27 protein-coding genes and 1 pseudogene are annotated in these 19,398 nt (G+C 53.0%); 17 read left to right on the top strand and 11 right to left on the bottom strand.

The window, feature by feature from the left end; all coding sequences use genetic code 11:
- Positions 1-90 precede the first annotated feature (90 nt).
- From ABLV78_RS09590 to ABLV78_RS09570, 5 genes and pseudogenes are all read right to left on the bottom strand, one after another.
- Positions 91-363 (bottom strand): annotated as a pseudogene (locus tag ABLV78_RS09590) (protein ren).
- Positions 360-1,061 (bottom strand): replication protein P, encoded by a 702-nt coding sequence (locus tag ABLV78_RS09585; protein WP_165430674.1) that lies wholly within the window; start codon positions 1,059-1,061, stop codon positions 360-362. Before ABLV78_RS09585 ends, ABLV78_RS09590 begins: the two are co-directional and overlap by 4 nt.
- Positions 1,058-1,990, bottom strand: a complete 933-nt coding sequence (locus tag ABLV78_RS09580; RefSeq protein WP_165430675.1) for a phage replication protein O — start codon at positions 1,988-1,990, stop codon at positions 1,058-1,060. The genes ABLV78_RS09585 and ABLV78_RS09580 overlap by 4 nt, the downstream gene beginning before the upstream one ends.
- Before the next feature lie 184 nt (positions 1,991-2,174).
- The gene (locus ABLV78_RS09575; protein ID WP_165430676.1) at positions 2,175-2,717 is read right to left on the bottom strand and encodes a toxin YdaT domain-containing protein; all 543 of its coding nucleotides are present in this window, start codon (positions 2,715-2,717) and stop codon (positions 2,175-2,177) included.
- A 96-nt stretch (positions 2,718-2,813) separates the two neighbouring features.
- The gene (locus ABLV78_RS09570) at positions 2,814-3,062 is read right to left on the bottom strand and encodes a transcriptional regulator (protein ID WP_165430677.1); all 249 of its coding nucleotides are present in this window, start codon (positions 3,060-3,062) and stop codon (positions 2,814-2,816) included.
- Between the two features lie 127 nt (positions 3,063-3,189).
- On the opposite strand from ABLV78_RS09570, the gene ABLV78_RS09565 reads away from it, so the two are divergent.
- The 3 genes from ABLV78_RS09565 to ABLV78_RS09555 all read left to right on the top strand — a co-directional run bounded on the left by ABLV78_RS09565 (position 3,190) and on the right by ABLV78_RS09555 (position 5,495).
- Entirely contained in the window at positions 3,190-3,882 is a 693-nt protein-coding gene (locus ABLV78_RS09565; RefSeq protein ID WP_165430702.1) for an XRE family transcriptional regulator, read from the top strand.
- A gap of 742 nt (positions 3,883-4,624) precedes the next feature.
- Positions 4,625-5,005 (top strand): hypothetical protein, encoded by a 381-nt coding sequence (locus ABLV78_RS09560; RefSeq protein WP_165430678.1) that lies wholly within the window; start codon positions 4,625-4,627, stop codon positions 5,003-5,005.
- A 283-nt stretch (positions 5,006-5,288) separates the two neighbouring features.
- A complete protein-coding gene (locus ABLV78_RS09555) occupies positions 5,289-5,495 on the top strand; it encodes a phage encoded cell division inhibitor protein (protein WP_015705909.1) in 207 nt (68 codons plus the stop codon).
- A 4-nt stretch (positions 5,496-5,499) separates the two neighbouring features.
- On the opposite strand, the gene ABLV78_RS09550 is transcribed toward ABLV78_RS09555, so the two are convergent.
- Positions 5,500-5,814 carry a hypothetical protein gene (locus tag ABLV78_RS09550; protein ID WP_015705910.1) on the bottom strand — a complete coding sequence of 105 codons (315 nt, stop codon included), beginning with the start codon at positions 5,812-5,814 and terminating at the stop codon, positions 5,500-5,502.
- Between the two features lie 134 nt (positions 5,815-5,948).
- On the opposite strand from ABLV78_RS09550, the gene gamL reads away from it, so the two are divergent.
- From gamL to ABLV78_RS09495, 11 genes are all read left to right on the top strand, one after another.
- Positions 5,949-6,233: a host nuclease inhibitor GamL gene (gamL, locus tag ABLV78_RS09545; RefSeq protein ID WP_015705911.1), complete on the top strand. Its 285-nt coding sequence runs from the start codon at positions 5,949-5,951 to the stop codon at positions 6,231-6,233.
- Positions 6,234-6,251: 18 nt separating this feature from the next.
- Positions 6,252-7,097 carry a phage recombination protein Bet gene (bet, locus tag ABLV78_RS09540; protein WP_165430679.1) on the top strand — a complete coding sequence of 282 codons (846 nt, stop codon included), beginning with the start codon at positions 6,252-6,254 and terminating at the stop codon, positions 7,095-7,097.
- On the top strand, positions 7,094-7,774 hold the full coding sequence (locus ABLV78_RS09535; RefSeq protein WP_165430680.1) for a lambda exonuclease family protein: 681 nt from the start codon (positions 7,094-7,096) through the stop codon (positions 7,772-7,774). Before bet ends, ABLV78_RS09535 begins: the two co-directional genes overlap by 4 nt.
- Positions 7,771-8,199 carry a hypothetical protein gene (locus tag ABLV78_RS09530; protein WP_015705914.1) on the top strand — a complete coding sequence of 143 codons (429 nt, stop codon included), beginning with the start codon at positions 7,771-7,773 and terminating at the stop codon, positions 8,197-8,199. The genes ABLV78_RS09535 and ABLV78_RS09530 overlap by 4 nt, the downstream gene beginning before the upstream one ends.
- Positions 8,196-8,852: an MT-A70 family methyltransferase gene (locus tag ABLV78_RS09525; protein ID WP_165430681.1), complete on the top strand. Its 657-nt coding sequence runs from the start codon at positions 8,196-8,198 to the stop codon at positions 8,850-8,852. The genes ABLV78_RS09530 and ABLV78_RS09525 overlap by 4 nt, the downstream gene beginning before the upstream one ends.
- Positions 8,849-10,018: a DNA cytosine methyltransferase gene (locus tag ABLV78_RS09520; protein WP_049061482.1), complete on the top strand. Its 1,170-nt coding sequence runs from the start codon at positions 8,849-8,851 to the stop codon at positions 10,016-10,018. The genes ABLV78_RS09525 and ABLV78_RS09520 overlap by 4 nt, the downstream gene beginning before the upstream one ends.
- The gene (locus tag ABLV78_RS09515; protein WP_049061483.1) at positions 10,015-10,233 is read left to right on the top strand and encodes a hypothetical protein; all 219 of its coding nucleotides are present in this window, start codon (positions 10,015-10,017) and stop codon (positions 10,231-10,233) included. The genes ABLV78_RS09520 and ABLV78_RS09515 overlap by 4 nt, the downstream gene beginning before the upstream one ends.
- A 1-nt stretch (position 10,234) precedes the next feature.
- The gene (locus tag ABLV78_RS09510) at positions 10,235-10,453 is read left to right on the top strand and encodes a TraR/DksA family transcriptional regulator (RefSeq protein ID WP_049061484.1); all 219 of its coding nucleotides are present in this window, start codon (positions 10,235-10,237) and stop codon (positions 10,451-10,453) included.
- Positions 10,454-10,455: 2 nt separating this feature from the next.
- The gene (locus tag ABLV78_RS09505; protein ID WP_165430682.1) at positions 10,456-10,797 is read left to right on the top strand and encodes a DUF7694 domain-containing protein; all 342 of its coding nucleotides are present in this window, start codon (positions 10,456-10,458) and stop codon (positions 10,795-10,797) included.
- 375 nt (positions 10,798-11,172) lie between these two features.
- Entirely contained in the window at positions 11,173-11,421 is a 249-nt protein-coding gene (locus tag ABLV78_RS09500) for an excisionase family protein (protein WP_165430683.1), read from the top strand.
- Positions 11,422-11,452: 31 nt separating this feature from the next.
- Positions 11,453-12,733: a tyrosine-type recombinase/integrase gene (locus ABLV78_RS09495; protein WP_165430684.1), complete on the top strand. Its 1,281-nt coding sequence runs from the start codon at positions 11,453-11,455 to the stop codon at positions 12,731-12,733.
- A gap of 26 nt (positions 12,734-12,759) precedes the next feature.
- Here ABLV78_RS09495 and ycgN read toward each other — a convergent pair whose 3' ends face one another.
- The 3 genes from ycgN to ABLV78_RS09480 all read right to left on the bottom strand — a co-directional run bounded on the left by ycgN (position 12,760) and on the right by ABLV78_RS09480 (position 14,258).
- Complete coding sequence (gene ycgN / locus ABLV78_RS09490) at positions 12,760-13,206, bottom strand: cysteine cluster protein YcgN (protein WP_045390420.1); 447 nt, start codon at positions 13,204-13,206, stop codon at positions 12,760-12,762.
- Positions 13,207-13,299: 93 nt separating this feature from the next.
- On the bottom strand, positions 13,300-13,959 hold the full coding sequence (locus tag ABLV78_RS09485) for a fumarylacetoacetate hydrolase family protein (RefSeq protein ID WP_045390418.1): 660 nt from the start codon (positions 13,957-13,959) through the stop codon (positions 13,300-13,302).
- Between the two features lie 17 nt (positions 13,960-13,976).
- Entirely contained in the window at positions 13,977-14,258 is a 282-nt protein-coding gene (locus ABLV78_RS09480; protein ID WP_026612271.1) for a YcgL domain-containing protein, read from the bottom strand.
- A gap of 126 nt (positions 14,259-14,384) precedes the next feature.
- Here ABLV78_RS09480 and minC point away from each other — a divergent pair, with 126 nt between their 5' ends.
- The 3 genes from minC to minE are packed head-to-tail and all read left to right on the top strand — an operon-like array spanning position 14,385 to position 16,195.
- Positions 14,385-15,086: a septum site-determining protein MinC gene (gene minC, locus ABLV78_RS09475; RefSeq protein WP_047045268.1), complete on the top strand. Its 702-nt coding sequence runs from the start codon at positions 14,385-14,387 to the stop codon at positions 15,084-15,086.
- Positions 15,087-15,109: 23 nt separating this feature from the next.
- Positions 15,110-15,922, top strand: coding sequence for a septum site-determining protein MinD (minD, locus tag ABLV78_RS09470; RefSeq protein WP_015366054.1), 813 nt, complete (start codon positions 15,110-15,112; stop codon positions 15,920-15,922).
- A gap of 3 nt (positions 15,923-15,925) precedes the next feature.
- A complete protein-coding gene (minE, locus tag ABLV78_RS09465; protein ID WP_015366053.1) occupies positions 15,926-16,195 on the top strand; it encodes a cell division topological specificity factor MinE in 270 nt (89 codons plus the stop codon).
- Between the two features lie 95 nt (positions 16,196-16,290).
- Here the strand turns inward: minE and rnd are convergent, their stop codons facing one another.
- On the bottom strand, positions 16,291-17,406 hold the full coding sequence (gene rnd / locus ABLV78_RS09460) for a ribonuclease D (RefSeq protein ID WP_161801895.1): 1,116 nt from the start codon (positions 17,404-17,406) through the stop codon (positions 16,291-16,293).
- 241 nt (positions 17,407-17,647) lie between these two features.
- A complete protein-coding gene (fadD, locus tag ABLV78_RS09455) occupies positions 17,648-19,333 on the bottom strand; it encodes a long-chain-fatty-acid--CoA ligase FadD (RefSeq protein WP_015705923.1) in 1,686 nt (561 codons plus the stop codon).
- Positions 19,334-19,398 lie beyond the last annotated feature (65 nt).

Raw genomic sequence — 19,398 nt, 5'->3', positions numbered from 1 at the left:
GCTGACAAATTACGCGCAACCCAGACAACTAATTATGATTCAGCTCATCATTTTCGCATTTTTGCGATTTACATCACAGCAAATTTCCTCCTACGTCATCAGTACGCGTTTCATAACAGGACTGGTCTGGCACTCCTGAATATGCGTTGGAGCAGCTGAGGACTAAATCTGCCTGTTCTTCCCGCGGCGATGTGTCACCATTCGCCAGACCTTGCTAACTGCAACCAATAAGCCCTGCTTTGCCAGGATGTTCGCCGCCTGGTTGATACAGGTGTGCGAGATGCCAGAGGCTTCAGCCACATCCAGTGAGCTGCAGGTTTTGTGTGTCTTGAGGTAATTCAGAATTGCGTCTTTTCCGGTCATTGTTTGCGCCCTCTCAGTCCGTGCTTCTCGCGAATTTCAGCCAGCCTGGCCAGTCCCTGCATGCGTGATAACGGCTTACCAGCAAGAACAGGAAGTTGCTTAACGGGTTCCGGAATCGTCTCTCCTGAGTTAATTCGGTTAGCCATACGCGCCAGTTCCTCTGATGCTTTGCGGCGCAACTCAGCGTCGCTGAGGCCGTTTGCGCGCATGTTCTGGTACAGGGATGTAACCAGCCAGTAGTGCGCGTTGGACTCCCATGGGTAAGATTCGACATCCGGATACTGTCCGCGCGTACGGCAGTACTGGTAAATCATGTCCACCAGTTGTTCGGCGTTAGGTAACCCGGCCGCCGCTGCTTCTTCAGCTTTGCACCAGGCAACAAACTGGCCGGGTGACGGAAGGAATGGACGCTCCTGGCGACGGGCTACCCGCATACCAGCTGCAATCTGCTCCATGGTGGTGATGCCGTTTTCTCTGAATGCCAGAACCCACTGGCGCCGGATTTCGTTCATCTCGGTCTGGTCACGGTTTACAGTGGTTGCCGGGAAAGCTGCCAGCAACTGGCTGAACACGCTGTTGATGACCTGGGCTACCTGTTCAAGCTGCGGTTTATCGTCGTACTGCTCCGGCAGGTTGTGCGCAACGCGGCGCATCTGTTCGCGGTCAAAGTTATGCATCTGCTCTGCAAGGCTTTTCATAGCTGCACTCCATAAATCCAGTCAGTGTTGGTAAGGTCAACCTTTGGCTTGTCGGCAGCAGTTCCGTTGGTCTGCTTACCTCGCTTGATATCGAGTTGGGTCCACTTTTCGCGAAGGGTTGATGGGCACAGGACATTGCCCTTCCAGAACTTGTCTTCACAGGCCCACTTGAACAGCGAGGCGATTTCCTTGTGGGTGCGCTTGTCACGCTCTCGCATCAGGCGGATATCATTCGCCCAGGTGGCGTAGTTCGGTTTCCTTGCCGAGGGGGCGATGCCCTGTACGACGGTGAACAGCCATTCAGCACAGCGGAGGTCTTCAGAGTTGCCCCATTTTGTTCCGCTCTGGATCGCTGCTTCTGGTCTCAAAACAGGAGTTTTCTTTCCTGGCTTGTCAGAGGATTCGTCAGAATTCTCGGACGAAGAGTTATTTATATTCTTGTTATTACCTTCTTGTTCATGATGTGCGGGGAATTGTGCGGCCTTATGTGCGGCATCCCCTTCCGAACCCGCGCCATTACTGGCTTCGTCATGTGCGCTTATATGTGCGGCTTTATGTGCGGGTAAATCGTCCATTTTTTGAGCATATTCGACATAGTTTTTAATGGTGATCACCCTGCCTTTTCGTTTCTCTCCCTCGATGGTGATCATCCCTTCGCGAACGAAAACAGACAGCATTCTCTCCACTGCATCACGGCTTGTCGGATTACCCTGACGGTCACACAACTGAAGCCCAAGATCTGCAGCAGTGACGACCAGTTGACCGGTTTGCAGAGGCCATTGTTTGCCCTTGAAGAAGGCCGTATATGGCTGTCTGGCTGCGTCAATGAGAAGGTTTTCCCACAATGCGCGCAGGAACACGTCTTTAGCCCATGACTTCTTCTTGATGCTCCGGTACAACGGGACGTAACCAGACTTCTGGTTCTCCATCCTGTTGCTCCTAGCGGCTGAGTGTGCCGCGAAATTGGCGTAAGCTACGTTCGACACAGTTAAACCTCCTGCGCCTGGCGTTTTTTATTAGCGTTTGTCATAATGACCTCGCAATTGACTCGCGTTATTGCATCGAAGGCTGGCTGTGTTGGCGCACAACAGTCTTCACCCATTCCTAACGTCTTCACATAACCCCCAGCATCGATGTCACCATCGTCATCAGTGGGCCTACCTGCTCCGGCATGAGGCGAAACAGCGAAGCGATACCCTCGCTTACCTCCTTCAGTTTCTGATGCTCAGGCGCGTTAAGAAGCACTGCCTGCTTGGCTTCGGCACACTCTTTCATTGCAGAAGCTATCAGCGACATGGAGTCGTCCTGCGGCGCCAGCTTGGTGCGGAACTCCAGCGGTAAAACGGCCATGATTGCCGGTGTCAGCTGGCGAACGTTCTCGCGGTACTGCTCCGAATCAAACCGGTTATCCAGGAAGCGAAAGAGTTTCTGGCGGGCCCGACTGATATCGTCAGGAAAGCTGATTGAATCGCCGCCCTGCTCCCGGTACTCGTTGATAATCAGTGCCGAAACTACATCCTGATTGTCGATAGCCGACGCCCAGGCTCTTACTGCATCGCGGATCAGGTCATGATCGTGATCCTGCTTTGTTTGAGCGCGATTTATCATCGCGGCCGGAACGAATCCGGTATTGTGTTGATACGTAAGTGATTGCATTTGCATTCCCTTAGTTAAATAGTTTCCAAATGGCTGATAATTCAGCCGTTAGATTTGATTTCCTGATTGTTAAAGAGCGTTGAGCTTTAACGCGGCTCAGGCGGCAGTGTCCGGATGCGGGAATAGTGCTGGAAGGTCAGGCCTGAACTCATACGCCTTGATCTCCCCGCCAACCGCACTAACAAGCTCAGGAACATGGATTGGCGAAATACGTTTCTTGCCATTAAGCCAATCGCAAATTGTTGACTGTGCCTTGCCGCAACGCTTAGCCAGTTCTTTCTGGCTACCAGCGATTGCAATCGCTTTTTCTACTGCGGAGTTTTTCTCTACTGTTGGGGTCTTCATAATCACCTCAGCTATCAGTTTAAAGCGATTATGATTATCACTTTAGCGAATGTCAATCGCATAGGCGATTTTTTGCTAAATAATCGCTTGAGCGATAGAGTTAAAGGAGTCGTTAACAGAGGTGAATATGGGATTCTCGGAGCGCCTGGCGCAGGCAATGAAAAATGCTGGATATACTCAAGGCCGATTAGCCAAAGATGTCGGCATGGCTCAATCCAGCGTAAATAAGTTACTTAAGGATGCTAACGGTTCGCGTAAGACTGTTGAGATCGCCTCTGTACTTGGTGTACGTCCAGAATGGCTTTCTGCGGGTGAAGGAGAAATGCTCGCTTCTGGTATGCAAGAGCCACATAAGCTATACCAGGTTAAAGCGCCAGAAAATGGATTCTACCGCGTGGATGTTCTAGACGTTAAGGCCAGCGCTGGTCCAGGTTCGCTGGTCACCAGTGACTTTATTGAAACCATACGTGCCATTGAATACACAACTGAACAGGCTCGCGCTTTGTTTGGCAACCGGCCATCACAGCACGTTAAAGTTATCACGGTTAATGGCGATAGCATGGATGGCACTATTTCCCCAGGCGACCAAATATTTGTCGACACTGGCGTCACACATTTTGATGGCGACGGTGTGTATGTTTTCGTTTTCGGAAAAACTCTTCATGTGAAACGCCTGCAGATGCAGCGTGACAGACTGGCTGTCATTTCAGACAACCCTATCTATGAAAAGTGGTACGTTGAAGCTGGGGATGAGGACACGTTCTATATCATGGCGAAAGTCCTGCTCAGGCAATCAATAGATTACAAACGTTTCGCATAACCCGCTTCGGCGGGTTTTTTATTGCGCTCAAACCGCCCTCCTTACCGCCAACCTAACTTTTCCAACCTCTTTATCTAATTTTTTTACCTCTTCCTCTAAAAATTATCGCTTTATCATTCAATCAATTATCACATTATCGATTATAAATATCGTTTTGGCGATTGACTCAAATAATCGCTTTAGCTATTGTTTAGCCATCGAAACGAAACATCGATGCGGCCACCAGAGTTAAGCCGCGGCGGACAGCAAGTCGCCTGCTCATTAACAAATCAGATAAGCAACACAATCACCCGGAACGCTCCTGGCAAATCGAACAGAGCGCCCAATAGGATTGAGGCAGGTGTGTAACGCGTGGCGGGTATAGCACACGAAGAGGATTACGGCCCGGTGATGTTTGGTTGCTCAGTCGCCCTGAACATCGGGGCATCAACTTAGAGGAGTGATTCCAATGAAGCATTAAAGCGGATAGACCGCACTTTGTTGCCTTTTCAGGCAGCGTGACGACGGCGTTCATACGGTCGGGTTCCCACGGCGGCGTAGTGAGGGAAAGGAAGCGTAAAGCATCACTGAGTTACCGGTTAGCGCCCGGTTAACGCGTAAGCAGCTTCAAAAGATGACCGGGAGACCGGCGCTAGCCACTGCGAGATTGTGGCAAAGATTTACCAGCAGGTCTTAAAAGGGTTCTCCCGTTAAGCCCAAATAATGGATCGAGATAGTCCTTTAATAATCCAAGGAGAAGTAAATGAGCCAATTTGAAAATGTATTCCTGTCTGCAAAGAAAATCGTCGGTAATCAGCTGGCGGTTGAAATCAACGTGGAGAAGGCGAAAACCTTCAGCCCATTTGTTCGTGTTGGTATTTCCGCTACCGGCATTTTTGAGCGCCGCCCTATGAACATGTTTGGCGGCATTTTTGAGCAGAATGAGCTCTCTAACGTTGATACCTTCCCTGCAATTCTGTGGCAAATCGACAACTTCGCCAATCCGGAATATCCAGACCATCTGATTATCTCCACTAACGGTCAGTTTGGCGATTACCTGGAACTGAACGTCATTGATCAGATGCAACAGTTCAACGAACCAGCAGAAAGCTTCATCCTGGAAGTTCAGGACCTCACCAAATAACACTGAGTCAAAGGCCGCTTAGGCGGCCTTTTCATACCTCAGTCGCTTCACCGAGGCGGCTTAGTTATGACAACCGGCGGCCATCCACCGCCAGAGATTAAGCGCAGAAGTCTTTCTTGTTCCGCTGGCCGGCGATAAGGCAACGAGGGTGATATGAATCACGATGAATTTGATGATGGTCGTTGCGGTATATCGCGCCGGTGCTGGCGATACATGGTTCGCTTCTGCATTGGCTTGATAGCCATATACCTGCTGATTGCCTTATTTGTGATGGAGGTCTTCCATGATTAGTCAGCACTACGGTACCCAGACCGTTAACCGCGGCGCCGTTCAGCCAGGCATGCTGGTTAAGCATCGCGACGGCACCTGGACTGCATCAGCTCACAAGCGCGGGAAGTTATACCTTCACCGCGGCTGCGAACGTACCTACACCAAAGCCCTGCTTATCGAGATTTACCTCGATGGGCGCGGAAACGGATTAAGCAACTAACCTGTCATTTATTTGGCCCGTGAGGCGCGAGCTTGAATTCGAGGTTGTAAAGCTTGCCATCAGGCGCTCTAAAATCGACTTCAAAGAAATCAGGCGGATTAAACGGATCAGGTGCATTTTTTGCGATACACGTAGAACGCCACGCTATATGTCCACTCTCACCTAAACCAAGTGAACGTGATTTCCACCAGTCATACCATGACTGATCGCTTGGCTGGTCACTACCCTTTTCCTTCACAAACCAACGATTCCGTTTAGAACGCCTACCCATCTCTTCGGTTGGGTACATCGGAGTTGGCAATTTTTTATCAATCAGCATCTGGTCACCTTATTTGTCGCCGCTGCGCTTCATACATTCTGAGCCGTCATGCTGATTAATCAAGTTTCACATTGAAAGGCCGGGCTGGCTTCATGCAGCCGGGCTCTGCACATCCAAATTTCAGGAGTTCAGACATGAACGAATTTCTCACTTACGACTGCATTGAAGATCGTCGTTGGGTTGAGCAACAGCTTTCCGAGGAAAAAGAAAAGTGGATTGACGACCGGGCGCAGGAAATTATCGACGCCCTGCCGAAAGAGCCGTCAGGTCTGTTCCTCTTCTCTGTACCGATGGACAAAAGCCCATACGAAGGACTCCGCAGCGATGCCGCCGGAGAGGCATATAACGATTTCATTTCGGCAGTTGCTTACTCCCAGGCGGAATACGACTGGGAACACCGTACCGGCTGCCCGTTTTAATTTTTGAGGGGATTAACGATGGCAAACGAATTAACAATCACAGCGAGCGCGCTGCAGGAAAAAGGCATCGACTTCGCGACCTGGAGCGCGCTGAAGAACAGCATCTACCCTGGCGCCAAAGACGAATCTGTGATGATGGCGCTCGATTATTGCCGCGCCCGCCAACTGGATCCACTACTGAAGCCTGTCCACCTCGTGCCGATGAGCGTCAAAGATTCGAGAACAGGGAAAAGTGAATGGCGCGACGTGGTCATGCCGGGAATCGGGCTTTACCGCATTCAGGCAGACCGTTCCGGCGATTATGCTGGGGCGCGGGAACCAGAATTCGGCCCCGACGTAACTCAGACGCTTACTGGTGTCGAGGTTACCTTCCCTGAGTGGTGCAAATACACCGTTTTCAAGCGCATGCCCAGCGGCGAGATCGTCGAATTCAGCGCCAAAGAATACTGGATTGAAAACTATGCCACCGGCGGCCGCGACACCACAGCGCCGAACGCTATGTGGAAAAAGCGCCCATACGGCCAGCTGGCGAAATGCGCAGAAGCCCAGGCGTTGCGTAAGGCATGGCCTGAGATTGGACAGCAGCCTACAGCCGAAGAGATGGAAGGTAAAACGCTGGAATTGGATGTGCGTGACGTTACTCCGCGCAGCACTACAGAGGCGATCCCCCTAGTGGCCAGCGATGAAACGCTGCAGGCAATCACCGATCTCTTATCGTCACTGAATAAGGACTGGGAGCAGGACTTCCTGCCTCTGTGCAGCAACATCTTCAAGCGTGATATTTTCCAGGCATCACAACTCACCGAAGAAGAAGCGCAGAAAGGCTTTAGCTTCCTCCAGAAAAAAGCGCAGGTGACAGCATGACACCTGAAATTATCCTGGCCAGGACCGGCATTGACGTAACCAACATCCTACAGGGCGATGAGGCGTGGCACCGGCTGCGCCTCGGCGTCATCACTGCCTCTGAAGTGCATAACGTCATCGCCAAGCCAAGATCTGGGAAGAAGTGGACAGACATGAAAATGTCCTACTTCCACACCCTACTCGCCGAGGTATGCACCGGCGTCGCGCCAGAGATAAACGCCAAGGCGCTGGCATGGGGTAAGCAGTACGAGGAAGACGCCCGCACTCTTTTTGAGTTCACTACTGACGTGAAAGTCACGGAGTCTCCGATCCTGTTCCGCGACGAAGGCATGCGTACCGCCTGCTCACCTGACGGCCTGTGTAGTGATGGCCGCGGCCTTGAGCTGAAGTGCCCTTTCACCTCTCGCGACTTCATGAAATTCCGGCTTGGCGGTTTCGAGGCTATCAAATCCGCCTATATGGCCCAGGTGCAATTCAGCATGTGGGTAACCGGCAAGGATGCCTGGTATTTCGCGAATTATGACCCTCGCATGAAGCGAGAAGGCATTCATCACGTGGTTGTTGAGCGCGACGACAAATACATGTCCGACTTCAACGAAATGGTGCCTGAGTTCATCAGCAAGATGGACGAATCGCTGGAAGAGATCGGCTTTACCTTCGGGGAGCAGTGGAAATGAAACGCACTCCATTTTATCGCAGGCCCGGCAAAGTCGGGAAATTCTCCGGACTCCGCGAACGCGTGATCTGGATGATTCAGACGCGCGGCCGCCCTGTAACCGGCAGCGAAATAGCGGAGAAATTTGGCGTGTCGCTTATCGAATTTAACCGCGTTGCTAACAGCATAACCAGGGGAGAAGGCCGTATTGCGCAGCTGGCCGCATCGAAAACCTGGCTCAATGAGGATGGAATCTGCGATCGCACCTTTGATTTGATCACAAGGCCAAAGGTCATCACCCCGCAGGGCAAAACGCGCCTGTTCACTAAACGCTCGATAGCTCAGGCCGCTTCTGGTAACCGCCAGAAATGCATTGATAAAGCGGCCCGGCGCCGCCGGCTTATCGCATCTGGCCTCTATATCGATGAGATGGAGTCAGTCCTATGAACCGCTACTCACTTATCTATGCCGACCCTGCCTGGTCTTACGGGAACCAGATCAGCAACGGCGCCGCCGTCGATCACTACCCCACCATGAGTCTGCTCGATATGAAACGGCTCCCTGTATGGGAGCTCGCCGCGGATAACGCTGTGCTCGCGATGTGGTACACCGGCACCCATAACCAGGAGGCGGTCGCGCTTGCTGAGTCGTGGGGTTTTACGGTGCGCACGATGAAGCTATTCACCTGGGTGAAGCTGAACCAACTGGCCGAGTTACGCATTAATAAAGCGCTGGCAGAGGGAGATGTGACCGACTTTTACGACTTCCTCGACCTGCTGAATGCAGAGACGCGCATGAACGGCGGCAACCACACTCGCGCCAACACGGAAGACGTGCTGATTGCCACCCGCGGCGCCGGGCTGGAACGCAAGCATGCCGGCATTAAGCAGGTGGTCTACAGCCCGCTCGGCGCTCACAGCGAGAAACCGTGGGAAGTGCGCCACCGGCTTGAGCTGCTTTACGGTGCCGTGCCACGCATTGAGCTGTTCAGCCGCAGCGCAGCGCCAGGCTGGAGCCACTGGGGAAACCAGTGCTCCACCGCTTCCGTTGAGCTGATCCCCGGCTGCGCCATCGAAGTTGCGAAGACGGAGGCAGCATGACGCCAGCGGCTTACTACAACGAAATAGACCCCTTCGCGGCGCAGTGGCTGCGCAACCTGATCGCCGCCGGGCATATCGCCCCGGGCGAAGTTGACGAACGGAGTATTGAAGATGTCACACCTGACGACCTCAGAGGATTTACCCAGTGCCACTTTTTCGCCGGAATTGGCGTCTGGTCCCATTCCCTCCGCCTCGCAGGATGGCCTGACGATCGCCCGGTCTGGACTGGTTCCTGCCCGTGTCAGCCTTTCAGCGCGGCAGGCAAAGGCGATGGGTTTGCTGACGAGCGGCACCTTTGGCCTCACTTCTTCCATCTCATCAGCGAGCGCAGACCTCAGCATGTCTTTGGCGAACAGGTTGCAAGCGGTAACGCAAACACATGGTTCGACCTTGTACAAGCAGACCTGGAAGGAGTGGGATACGCCTTCGGGCTTGTGCCGTTTACGTCAGCGGGCATCGGTGCGCCGCACATCAGAGAGCGGGCTTACTGGGTGGCCAACGCCGACAGCGTCATCAGTGACCGGCGCGGGAACGTCCGGGCGCCAGGGCGGGATGAATATTCAAACAGCGGCGATGATGTCCGGCTGGCCGACGCCAACCACGATCGACAACAACCAGGTCAGGGGATTGGGTGCAGCTTCAAATGCGCCGAACAGGGGATCGACATTGGGTGGAGCCGCCAGAATGGCGGGCTGGGTAACTCCAACGTCGCGCGACTGGAAAGACTCGGCGGGAATGACAGCGCAGCGGGACGGGAAGGAACGATTGGACCAGCTGCCGCGCCAGGTGTTCATGACGGGTTGGCCAACACCGACGACGAGCAACACTCGATCGCCATCGGTGGATGCGGCCATGAACATGTATCGACAGGACGGCAGCAAGACCCAGCAGCGTCTGCAGGACTTCGCGGGGATTACCGGACCCTTGAGGTTAACGGTTTTTGGCGAGATGCGGACTGGCTCTTATGTCGAGATGGCAAATGGCGTCCAGTTGAACCCGGCACATTCCCGCTGGTTGATGGGGCTGCCGCGCGCCTGGGACGAGTCGAGCCCGGGGTGGCAAGAGTGGCAAGCAGCAACCGCGTCGGAAGACTCAAAGGATACGGCAACGCCATAAACGCTCAGGCTGCCGCTGAGTTCATTCGAGCTTATATGGTGGGTGCATGACGCCAGAAGAAAAGAAAAATGCGCTCAGAAGCATCGCGCGCAGAGCTAACGATGAGGTAAAGGTACAACGGCGGTCATCCCCCGCTTTAGGTTGCGACGAGATATCACGGCCGATCCTTAACGGATGTATGCCGCTGATAAGGCAACTTGGATTAACACCAAGCCATCTCTATGTGGAAATCGGCATTTTGAACGGAAAGATAAAGGAGCGATGACATGCCAGAAATCATCGATCAGGCCAACGAGCTTGCGCAGCAGCGAATCGACATGGCGATCGCAGCGCACCGCATCAACAGCAACGCCGTTTCAGCTGAGCATTGTAGTGAATGCGGAGAGAGTATTCCGGCGCCGCGGCGCGCTGCCGTTCCTGGCTGCCAGACATGCGCTGAATGCCAATCTGTTATCGAGCTTAAGAATAAGCAGAGGGGTGTCTGATAATGATTGGAATTCTCAAACCCATACCAGAATCACAATGGCCTGTACGGTGTCACGATCCGAAGCGGAGCAGCGTCTGGGCTAACTCTTATTTTCTGGTCCAGGAGTTCCAGGAAGAGAACGGCGTTATCCGTCTGTCAGTGAACGCCACCAGCATTGCCAGCTCCGGTCGGTGGAAAGATGGCATCAGTTGGGATGCGCTGCAGGCGATAAAGTCAGCTGTCGGTTACGGGGATCGTGATGCCGTTGAGATATATCCGCGGGATTCAGACATCGTTAACGTGGCGAATATGCGGCACCTTTGGATTACACCGGAGCCGCTCACTTTCGCCTGGCGAAAATGACACAACTGATAGCCAGTTATGATCAGAACAACTCGGTTATGACGCTATAATATTCTTGTGGAGGATTTTATGTCGGAACTGAAGAGCAAACCGTCAAAACCAGTAGCTGTAAGCAGACGTATTATAAAAGGATTGAGTCGCTGTGAAAGGTGTAATAAGACGCGGCTAGAATGCAGACGCATTACCATGTCGGATGGCTCAAAAATCGTTGCATGTACAGACTGCATGGGTGCTAAGGCAATTACTGGGAAAAAGCAAAAGAAACTAATTGCCATTGAAATACCAACAGCTTTTGAGTCGTCCCGCCGTAAGCATTAACAAATTAATGAAGAAATAACCCCGCATGTCGGGGTTTCTTTTTGCCTGGAGAACACCATGAGCGAAGTTATTCAGCTGACTCCTAATAAGTGGGTTTCGGAAGAAGTGCTGATGACGATCACCGGACTCACCAAAAACGCTATCAAATCGGCCCGCGAAAAATCCTGGATGGAAGGTCGCGAGTATCGGCACTACTCCGGAGACTGCCAGCCTAAGGACAACTCCCCTATCCTCTACAATCGCTTAGAGATAGACAACTGGGTTGAACGTCAGCGCCCGGCGATCCCGCGCCAGAGATCTGTTTAAATACCCCAGTGATTCACAACAAGGAGAACACATGAAATATCCTACCGGGGTAGAAAATCACGGGGGTAGTTTGCGCCTGTGGTTTATATATAAGGGTGTAAGAGTTCGGGAAAATCTCGGTATACCTGACACCCCCAAAAACAGGAGAATGGCAGGAGAACTGAGAACGACCATTTGCTATGCCATCAAGATCGGCACTTTCAATTATGTCGAGCAGTTTCCGCAGTCTTCAAACCTTGGGCGATTTGGCCTGACGCGCCCAGGGATTACTGTTGGCGAACTCGCCAAAAGATGGTTAGAGCTTAAGAGGATGGAAATTACGCTTAACGCCTTCAACCGTTACCGGTCTTATATCAAAATTTGCTGCGAATTACTGGGCCCAGACAAATTGCTTTCCAGTATTAACACGGAACAGATCCTGGTAGTGAGAAAGGAGTTGCTTACAGGGTTCCAGATTTGTGGGAAACACCAGAAGAATCGCTCCGCCAAAAAAGGCCGGACAGTGAGAACAGTAAATGTTTACCTTAACTGCCTTGGAGGTATGTTTTCTTTCGCTAAGCAAAATGGGTATATCGACAGAAACCCATTTGAAGGCATTGATCCTCTCAGGAAGAGTAGAACGGAACCAGATCCACTTACCCACGAAGAATATTTCCGACTTCTTAACGCTTGCCCATCAGAGCAAATAAAAAATCTGTGGATACTGGCCGTTAACACTGGACTTCGCCACGGAGAAATCAGTGCGCTTGCCTGGGAAGATATAGACCTGAAAAAATGGACAATCACTGTAAGCCGCAACATTGCCATTAAAGGGCATTTCACCCCGCCTAAAACAGAATGCGGTAACCGGGAAATAGTGCTCACCGACGCAGCAATACAGGCTCTGAAAAGCCAGATGGCTTATACCCGAATGGGCAAACAGCATCAAATAGAAGTGCATTTGAGAGAGTTCGGCAGAACAAGAACAGATGCATGTACTTTCGTATTTGTTCCGCGGCTGACTGCAAGAAATGGAAAAGGTGGAGACTGGTATGCACCAGGTTCATTCGGCGCGACGTGGAATGATGTGCTCAAGAGAGCCGGCATTCGCCATCGCCGTGCATATGAATCAAGACACACTTTCGCATGTTGGGCATTAAGTGCAGGAGCAAATCCAAACTTCATTGCCTCACAGATGGGCCACACGTCAGCGCAAATGGTTTACAACGTTTACGGAAAATGGATGACTGACAACAACAGTAATCAGATGGCGATACTCAACGCAAATTTTGGAGGTTTTGCCCCATCCATGCCCCAGGCACTAAATCAGTAACCACTTTTCCCTTTCATTTCAACGTGTCATTGCGCCCAGTCTGGTTTGTTTAAGATATGGTCCTGCCAGTCGACGACGGTGGACTCTTTCACCGCTATATGGCGCACGGAAATACGTTCGCCGTGCATCGCCACTTTTGAGCCGGTCAGCAGCGGATGCCAGTGTGGCAGCGGTTTACCTTCCGCCAGCAGGCGATAGGCGCAGGTGTGCGGCAGCCATTCGAAGGTCGGCAGATTCTCACGCGTGAGTTTGATGCAGTCCGGTTCGTACTCGAAGCGACGCTCGTAGTTGCGGCACTGGCAGGTTTTAATGTTGAGCTGACGGCAGGCGACGTTAGTAAAGTAAATCTCGTCGGTATCTTCATCCATTAGCTTATGCAGGCAGCACTGTCCGCAGCCGTCGCACAGTGATTCCCACTCCGCGTCGGTCATTTCATCCAGTGTTTTTTGTTGCCAGAAAGGTTGTTCGCTCATTGGGATGTCCGTCATTACAATTCAGGGTGCACCTTATAACCAGTCTGGCACGCCGATGCAAGTTTTGCCGCCCCAAAAGGCGGCAAGCGGACGTTACAGCACGCGGGTAGACAACGTCAAACCATTGAAGCCGACTTCCAGCTCGTCGCCGCTGGCCAGCGGCCCGACACCGTCCGGCGTCCCGGTCAGGATGATATCGCCCGCTTTCAGCGTAAAGAAGCGCGACATATAGGCAATTAGCGGTACGATCTTATGAATCATATCCGCGGTCGTCCCCTGCTGGCGGACTTCACCATTAATCTTCAGGCTTAGCGGCGTATTTTGCGGATCGCCGTTGAACTCGGCGGCAGGAATAAAACCGGAGATCGGACAGGCGTTATCAAACCCCTTAGCTTTCTCCCACGGTTGCCCGGCCTTTTTCATCTTGCCCTGAATATCACGCAGGGTGAGATCGAGCGCCACGCCATAACCGGCAATCGCCTTGCGTACGTGGTCTTCGCTGGCCTGGCGCAGGGTACTGCCTATCAGCACCGCCAGTTCAACCTCATGATGCACCGAGCCCAATCCTTCAGGCAGTACCAACGGCTGGCGGATATCGCATAGCGCCGTTTCAGGTTTAATAAACAGCACCGGTTCTTCCGGCATCGCGCTGCCCATCTCCTTAATATGTTTTGCGTAATTACTGCCAACGCAAACCACTTTGCTCACTGGATAATCCAGTAACTCACCCTGCCAGTTATGATGTTGGTACATTATTTTCCCTCAATGGGTTAATCGGATTTATTCCCCTGTTCCGCGAGGTGTTTCTTAAGTAGATTCTCAGGAGGGGGAGGAAGTTGAAGGTAATAGCCCTGATCGACGAGCGCTTGTTTTACTTTTTCGAGGTCAGCGTTAGCCAGCGTCTTGCGCCCGTCGAGCGGCAGCAGCATGGTCATCTGCGGGGTGCCGAAGCTTGCCATCAGTTCCGGCGGAACGCGCGAGAAATCGTCCTTTTTTTCGACATATAAATAGGTTTGTTCACGTTTAGTACTTCGATAGATCACACAAAACATAGTTTTACTCGGAATTAGACCCGTGGTCACTTGCCTCAATATATGAGTGACTATAACATGCCTTTTAGTCTTCGGAATATCACCGCACTTCGGCGGATGATAAACAGCAAATTGAGTAAGGCCAGGATGTCAAATACGCCAATCGAACTTAAGGGCAGTAGCTTCACTTTATCTGTCGTTCATTTGCACGATGCAAATCCCGAGGTTATTCGTCAGGCGTTAGAAGACAAAATCGCCCAGGCTCCCGCTTTTTTACGTCATGCACCGGTCGTGGTCAACATCAGCAGTATTGAAGAGAGCGTCGACTGGCGCCCGATGCATGAAGCTATCGTCGCCACCGGATTGCGCATCATGGGGGTGAGCGGTTGTAAAATTTCCCGCCTGAAAACGGAAATCGACCGCGCCGGGATCCCGCTACTGACGGAAGGAAAAGAGAAAATCGTTCGTCAGGCGCCGCCGCCGGAACCCGTTGAACCACCACCAGTTGCTACGCCGATCACAAAAACGCGTTTGATTGATCTGCCGGTACGTTCCGGTCAGCGCATTTATGCGCCACACTGTGATCTAATTGTTACAAACCATGTGAGTGCCGGAGCGGAACTTATCGCTGATGGTAACATCCATGTGTATGGCATGATGCGGGGACGTGCGCTGGCTGGCGCAAGCGGCGACAGAGATGCCCAAATATTTTGTACTAACCTCGCGGCGGAACTGGTGTCCATCGCAGGGGAATATTGGCTGAGCGATAACATCCCAGCTGAATTTTATGGCAAAGCGGCGCGCCTGCGTTTAGGCGACGGCGCTTTGACAATTCAACCGTTCAATTAATCCCTTTTTAACAAGGAATTTCTATGGCACGCATTATTGTTGTGACTTCGGGTAAAGGGGGCGTTGGTAAGACCACCTCCAGCGCGGCCATCGCTACTGGTTTGGCCCAGAAGGGAAAGAAAACTGTCGTTATCGACTTCGATATCGGCCTGCGTAACCTCGACCTGATTATGGGATGCGAGCGTCGGGTGGTTTATGACTTCGTCAACGTTATCCAGGGCGATGCCACTCTCAATCAGGCGCTAATCAAAGATAAGCGTACTGAAAATCTCTATATCCTTCCGGCTTCTCAGACCCGTGATAAAGACGCGCTGACCCGCGAAGGCGTAGATAAGGTTCTTGAAGAACTGAAAAAGATGGACTTCGATTTTATTGTCTGCGACTCCCCGGCAGGCATCGAAACCGGCGCGCTGATGGCGCTGTACTTCGCTGACGAAGCCATCATCACCACTAACCCGGAAGTCTCCTCCGTGCGCGACTCCGACCGTATCCTTGGCATTCTGGCCTCCAAATCCCGCCGCGCGGAAAATGGCGACGAGCCGATCAAAGAGCACCTGCTGCTGACGCGCTACAACCCGGGCCGCGTGAACAAAGGCGACATGCTGAGCATGGAAGACGTGCTGGAAATTCTGCGCATCAATCTGGTCGGCGTGATTCCGGAAGATCAGTCCGTGCTGCGCGCATCGAACCAGGGCGAGCCGGTCATTCTGGATACCGTTTCAGATGCGGGTAAAGCCTATGCGGATACTGTGGATCGTCTGCTCGGAGAAGAACGTCCTTTCCGCTTCATCGAAGAAGAGAAGAAAGGTTTCCTCAAACGCCTGTTCGGAGGATAAATTATGGCATTACTCGACTTTTTTCTCTCGCGAAAAAAGAACACGGCTAACATTGCGAAAGAACGCCTGCAAATCATCGTCGCGGAGCGCCGCCGCGGCGACGCGGAACCGCATTACCTGCCGCAGCTGCGCAAAGATATCCTGGAGGTCATCTGTAAATACGTGCAGATAGACCCAGAGATGGTCAGCGTACAGCTGGAACAGCGCGATGGTGATATTTCGATTCTCGAGCTGAACGTGACCCTGCCAGAAGCTGAAGAGTCGAAACCCTGACCCTGTTGTCTTGTTAACGGCATTTCGCCGTAGCCTTAAAAAAACCGGCCACGCAACGCGCGGCCGGTTTTTTATGGCCTGAATAGCGCCCGGCGCTAGCGAGGATAGTCGTTGAGCAGCGCTTTAAGACGATCGGCCATCAATTCGCCACGCCAGCCGGAAACCAGTTCTGGCTCACCATTTTTATTTTTAAGCTGCCAGTGCCAGTTCAGCAGTTGGTTTATCTGACGGCGCGACGCCAACAGCTCGGCGCTCACGCCCTTCTCCGCGCTCACTTCCTGCACCAGCGCTTTAATATCTTTAAAGGCTTTACGGTATCCCGGCATATCGATCAGGTTTTGCAGCGGCTCCGGCAGCGCCGATTCCGGCAAGGCCTGCGCTTTTTCAACCAGGCTAATCAGCGTTTTGCCGTGGAAGCGAATTTCGCTGCCGGATAAACCGAGGCTATCGAGCTCGCCGAGGCTGGTCGGCATATAGCGCGCCACGCTCCACAGATGCTCTTCGCGTACTACAAAGTTCACCGCCAGGTTACGCTCGCGCGCTTTGCGCAGACGCCACTCCGCCAGCAACTGCAGGCAGCCCAGCTGGCGCGTTCGCAGTTGCCAGGCATTGCCGATTTCCCGCCACGCATCCGCCGGGTCAAGGATTTCCTGACGGCGCTGCTGCATCAGGTGGCACTCGTTCAACGCTGCCGGCAGCCAGCCCGCATGGTCGGTTTCCGCCATTAATTTGCTGGCGATCGGCAACAGGTACCAGACGTCGGCGGCCGCATATTCGCACTGACGCTCGGTCAGCGGGCGGGCCAGCCAGTCGGTGCGTGATTCGCTTTTGTCCAGCGCGACGCCGGAATATTCTTCCACCATTGAAGCAAAGCCCCACGACATCGGGCGCCCGCAGAAGGCGGCCAGAATCTGGGTGTCGATCAGCGGCTGCGGCATCAGGTTGAACGCGTTGAGGAAGACTTCTAAATCTTCGCTACCCGCATGCAGGTATTTGGTGACATCCTGGTTGAGCAGCAGCTCGCGCATCGGCGCCCAGTCGTTGATGGTCAACGGATCGATCAGAGAGACCTGTTTGCCGTCGAACAGCTGCAGCAAACCAAGCTGCGGATAGTAGGTACGGGTGCGAACAAACTCGGTATCCAGCGCAACTGCGGGTGCCGAAGTTGCCGCTTCACAGATAGCGCGCAGGCCATCGTCGGTGGTGATCATCTGATAGTTCAAATCATACTCTCTTAACTTGCGCCCATAAAAAACGCCGGCTTAGCCGGCGCGAGATTAATCACAAACCTCATGCAATCGTTGGGCTTGCAGATTGCACCAGACAAATAACAAGGAAAATCAATTGATTGATTTTCGGCCGATCGCCACAAAGAAGGAAAAACCACGCTTTTTCCTTCTTTGTCAGTAATCTGGACGCCGGCTAGCCGGCGCCTGGCGACTCACTCGTTGCTTAGCCTTTATTGTCTACTTTAGCACGGGCTTCGTCACGCAGTTCTCGACGTAAAATTTTGCCGACGTTGGATTTCGGCAGTTCATCACGAAACTCAACCAGCTTCGGCACCTTGTAGCCGGTCAAATGGCGACGGCAGAAAGTAATCAGCGCTTCTTCGGTTAACGCAGCATCTTTCTTCACCACGAAGATCTTCACCGCTTCACCGCTGCTGCCGGACGGTACGCCGACGGCGGCCACTTCCTGCACGCCGGAATGCTGCATGACCACATCCTCAATTTCATTCGGATAGACGTTAAAACCGGAGACCAGAATCATATCTTTTTTGCGATCGACGATGCGCAGGAAGCCTTCATCATCCATCACCGCAATATCGCCGGTATGCAGCCAGCCATCTTTAATGATTTCATCGGTGGCATCCGGACGCTGCCAGTAGCCCAGCATCACCTGCGGCCCTTTGATGCAGAGCTCACCCGGCTCGCCCGGCGCGACTTCATTATCATCGTCATCGACCAGCTTGGCTTCGGTCGACGGCACCGGCAGGCCGATGCTGCCGCTGTGGTAGTCGATATCATGCGGGTTGACGCTCACCAGCGGCGAGCACTCCGTCAGGCCATAGCCCTCCAGCAGATACTGGCCGGTCAGTTTCACCCAGCGCTCCGCCACCACCTGCTGCACCGGCATGCCGCCGCCGGCGGAAAGATGCAACGAAGAGAAATCAAGCTGCTGGAACTCTTTATTGTTCAATAGCGCGTTAAACAAGGTATTCACCCCGGTCATCGCGGTGAACGGATATTTTGCCAGCTCTTTTACCAGGCCCGGAATATCGCGCGGATTGGTAATCAACAGGTTCTGCCCGCCGAGTTCAATAAACAGCAGGCAGTTCATGGTCAAGGCGAAGATGTGGTACAGCGGCAGCGCGGTCACCACCAGCTCTTTACCACGGTGCAGTAGCGGACCGTAGGTCGCATTCACCTGTTCGAGGTTAGCCAGCATATTGCGGTGAGTCAGCATCGCCCCTTTCGCCACGCCGGTGGTACCGCCGGTGTACTGCAGGAAGGCCAGATCGTCGGCGACGATTTCCGGCTTCACGTACTGCATACGGTAGCCATGCTGCAGGGCGCTACGAAATGAGATGGCGTCCGGCAGATGATATTTTGGCACCAGCCGCTTAATGTACTTCACCACGAAGTTGACCAACGTCCCTTTGGCGGTGGAGAGCTGATCGCCCATCCGCGTCAGGATGACGTGTTTTACCTGGGTTTTATCGACTACTTTCTCCAGGGTATGTGCGAAGTTGGAAACGATCACAATCGCCGCCGCGCCGCTGTCATTGAGCTGGTGCTCCAGTTCGCGCGGGGTATACAGCGGGTTAACGTTGACGGCAATCATTCCGGCACGCAGGATCCCAAACAGCGCCACCGGGTATTGCAGCAGGTTAGGCATCATCAGCGCGACGCGATCGCCCTTCTGTAGCCCTAATCCTTGCTGGAGATAAGCGGCGAAAGCACGGCTGCGCTCTTCCAGCTTACGGTAGGTCATCACCTCGCCCATGTTGATAAATGCCGGCTGATCGGCATAACGGGTGGTGGCGTGTTCAAACAATTCAACCAGGGATTGATAGCGGTCAGGATTTATCTCCGCCGGGACATCGGCGGGATAACGGTTTAGCCAAACCTTTTTCACTGCTTCACCTCTGAAATAGTTATTCGTCGTCATCACAGCCCCTGATCAACAAACATTTTGTTAAC

The organism is Klebsiella sp. CN_Kp075 (genome assembly GCF_040065055.2).
Taxonomy (GTDB): domain Bacteria; phylum Pseudomonadota; class Gammaproteobacteria; order Enterobacterales; family Enterobacteriaceae; genus Klebsiella; species Klebsiella aerogenes.
This window is presented reverse-complemented; position numbering and strand designations above follow the sequence as displayed.

Bases quoted from the DNA above. Each gene is read 5' to 3' on its own strand.
- ABLV78_RS09550 (WP_015705910.1), bottom strand. From the start codon at position 5,814: ATGCTGATTGATAAAAAATTGCCAACTCCGATGTACCCAACCGAAGAG.
- ABLV78_RS09480 (WP_026612271.1), bottom strand. From the start codon at position 14,258: ATGTTTTGTGTGATCTATCGAAGTACTAAACGTGAACAAACCTATTTA.
- ABLV78_RS09535 (WP_165430680.1), top strand. From the start codon at position 7,094: ATGACACCTGAAATTATCCTGGCCAGGACCGGCATTGACGTAACCAAC.
- ycgN (WP_045390420.1), bottom strand. From the start codon at position 13,206: ATGAGCGAACAACCTTTCTGGCAACAAAAAACACTGGATGAAATGACC.
- ABLV78_RS09570 (WP_165430677.1), bottom strand. From the start codon at position 3,062: ATGAAGACCCCAACAGTAGAGAAAAACTCCGCAGTAGAAAAAGCGATT.
- ABLV78_RS09520 (WP_049061482.1), top strand. From the start codon at position 8,849: ATGACGCCAGCGGCTTACTACAACGAAATAGACCCCTTCGCGGCGCAG.
- minE (WP_015366053.1), top strand. From the start codon at position 15,926: ATGGCATTACTCGACTTTTTTCTCTCGCGAAAAAAGAACACGGCTAAC.
- ABLV78_RS09560 (WP_165430678.1), top strand. From the start codon at position 4,625: ATGAGCCAATTTGAAAATGTATTCCTGTCTGCAAAGAAAATCGTCGGT.
- ABLV78_RS09555 (WP_015705909.1), top strand. From the start codon at position 5,289: ATGATTAGTCAGCACTACGGTACCCAGACCGTTAACCGCGGCGCCGTT.
- ABLV78_RS09505 (WP_165430682.1), top strand. From the start codon at position 10,456: ATGATTGGAATTCTCAAACCCATACCAGAATCACAATGGCCTGTACGG.
- ABLV78_RS09575 (WP_165430676.1), bottom strand. From the start codon at position 2,717: ATGCAATCACTTACGTATCAACACAATACCGGATTCGTTCCGGCCGCG.
- ABLV78_RS09530 (WP_015705914.1), top strand. From the start codon at position 7,771: ATGAAACGCACTCCATTTTATCGCAGGCCCGGCAAAGTCGGGAAATTC.
- ABLV78_RS09495 (WP_165430684.1), top strand. From the start codon at position 11,453: ATGAAATATCCTACCGGGGTAGAAAATCACGGGGGTAGTTTGCGCCTG.
- ABLV78_RS09515 (WP_049061483.1), top strand. From the start codon at position 10,015: ATGACGCCAGAAGAAAAGAAAAATGCGCTCAGAAGCATCGCGCGCAGA.
- ABLV78_RS09525 (WP_165430681.1), top strand. From the start codon at position 8,196: ATGAACCGCTACTCACTTATCTATGCCGACCCTGCCTGGTCTTACGGG.
- gamL (WP_015705911.1), top strand. From the start codon at position 5,949: ATGAACGAATTTCTCACTTACGACTGCATTGAAGATCGTCGTTGGGTT.
- ABLV78_RS09580 (WP_165430675.1), bottom strand. From the start codon at position 1,990: ATGGAGAACCAGAAGTCTGGTTACGTCCCGTTGTACCGGAGCATCAAG.
- ABLV78_RS09565 (WP_165430702.1), top strand. From the start codon at position 3,190: ATGGGATTCTCGGAGCGCCTGGCGCAGGCAATGAAAAATGCTGGATAT.
- bet (WP_165430679.1), top strand. From the start codon at position 6,252: ATGGCAAACGAATTAACAATCACAGCGAGCGCGCTGCAGGAAAAAGGC.
- ABLV78_RS09510 (WP_049061484.1), top strand. From the start codon at position 10,235: ATGCCAGAAATCATCGATCAGGCCAACGAGCTTGCGCAGCAGCGAATC.
- minC (WP_047045268.1), top strand. From the start codon at position 14,385: ATGTCAAATACGCCAATCGAACTTAAGGGCAGTAGCTTCACTTTATCT.
- ABLV78_RS09500 (WP_165430683.1), top strand. From the start codon at position 11,173: ATGAGCGAAGTTATTCAGCTGACTCCTAATAAGTGGGTTTCGGAAGAA.
- minD (WP_015366054.1), top strand. From the start codon at position 15,110: ATGGCACGCATTATTGTTGTGACTTCGGGTAAAGGGGGCGTTGGTAAG.
- ABLV78_RS09485 (WP_045390418.1), bottom strand. From the start codon at position 13,959: ATGTACCAACATCATAACTGGCAGGGTGAGTTACTGGATTATCCAGTG.
- ABLV78_RS09585 (WP_165430674.1), bottom strand. From the start codon at position 1,061: ATGAAAAGCCTTGCAGAGCAGATGCATAACTTTGACCGCGAACAGATG.
- rnd (WP_161801895.1), bottom strand. From the start codon at position 17,406: ATGATCACCACCGACGATGGCCTGCGCGCTATCTGTGAAGCGGCAACT.